Origin of the sequence: Streptomyces sp. NPDC085946, from assembly GCF_044540485.1 — a bacterium.
Classification (GTDB): Bacteria; Actinomycetota; Actinomycetes; order Streptomycetales; family Streptomycetaceae; genus Streptomyces.
The window spans coordinates 1-1,013 of the sequence record NZ_JBITSF010000077.1 but is presented as its reverse complement, the minus strand read 5'-3'; the positions used below and the strand labels follow the sequence as shown (position 1 = coordinate 1,013).

Here is a 1,013-nt window from a genome sequence, read left to right as displayed (position 1 = left end):
GCGGAGCTATTCGCTGTGGGTGCCTCCAACGCCGAGGTCGCCAAGGACTTACGGGTGAGTGTGCGCTCGGTGCAGCGCTGGCGCCGGACCTGGCACGACGCCGGCGCCGAGGGGCTACGGTCTGCCGGGCCCGTGTCACGGCCCAAGCTGAGTGAGGCCCTGTTCACCGTGCTCGAGCAGGAGCTCGCCAAAGGGCCGGTCGCGCACGGCTGGCCGGACCAGACGTGGACGCTGGCGCGGATCAAGACGCTGATCGGGCGCCGGTTCCACAAGAGCATGACGCTGTCGACGATCGCGCGGATGCTGCACCGGCACGGCTTCAGCCACCAGGTCCCGGCCCGCCGAGCCATCGAGCGCGACGAGCAGGCCGTGGCGGGCTGGGTGAAGGAGACCTGGTCGCAGGTGGAATGTTCGTGGCGGCGCTCGACGCCTGGCTGTGCTTCGAAGACGAAGCCGGCTTCTCGATGACGCCGCCCACCGCACGGACCTGGGCCCGACGCGGACGCACACCCCTCATCCGGGTGAGGGGACGCTCCCAGCGCCGCTTCTCCATCGCCGCGCTGGCCTGCTACAAGCACGGTGAACGCTCACGGCTGATCTACCGGCCCAAACGGCATCTCGATCACAAGCGCGGCGGCAGACGCAGTTTCACCTGGACCGACTACCGCGACCTGCTCATCACCGCGCACCAGCAGCTCGGCGCACCCATGGTGCTCGTGTGGGACAACCTCAACGTCCACAAGGACCGCCGGCTGCGGGAGTTCATCGACACCCACGACTGGATCACCTGCTACTTCCTGCCGGCCTACGCGCCGGACCTCAACCCCGTCGAGGGCATCTGGTCCCTGCTGCGGCGCAGCAGCCAGACCAACACCGCCTTCACCGACCCCGACCACCTCATCAGCACGCTCCGACGAGGTCTCCGCCAGATCCAGTACCGCAGCAACCTCATCAACGGATGCCTCGCCGAAACCGGCCTCACCTTGACGACATCACGGCGACAACGTCAGTAA

Annotated in this window: 2 protein-coding genes; both read left to right on the top strand. The window is 67.9% G+C overall.

All coding sequences use genetic code 11. The annotated features are described in order from the left end of the window. Positions 1-468, top strand: a 468-nt coding sequence (locus ACIF8T_RS40530) for a winged helix-turn-helix domain-containing protein (RefSeq protein WP_400042506.1), incomplete at its 5' end; no start/stop codon positions are given. Continuing rightward, complete coding sequence (locus tag ACIF8T_RS40525) at positions 465-1,013, top strand: transposase (RefSeq protein WP_400042508.1); 549 nt, start codon at positions 465-467, stop codon at positions 1,011-1,013. The genes ACIF8T_RS40530 and ACIF8T_RS40525, both read left to right, overlap by 4 nt.

Excerpts from the sequence above, each read along its gene's own strand:
- ACIF8T_RS40525 (WP_400042508.1), top strand. The coding sequence starts at position 465 with ATGACGCCGCCCACCGCACGGACCTGGGCCCGACGCGGACGCACACCC.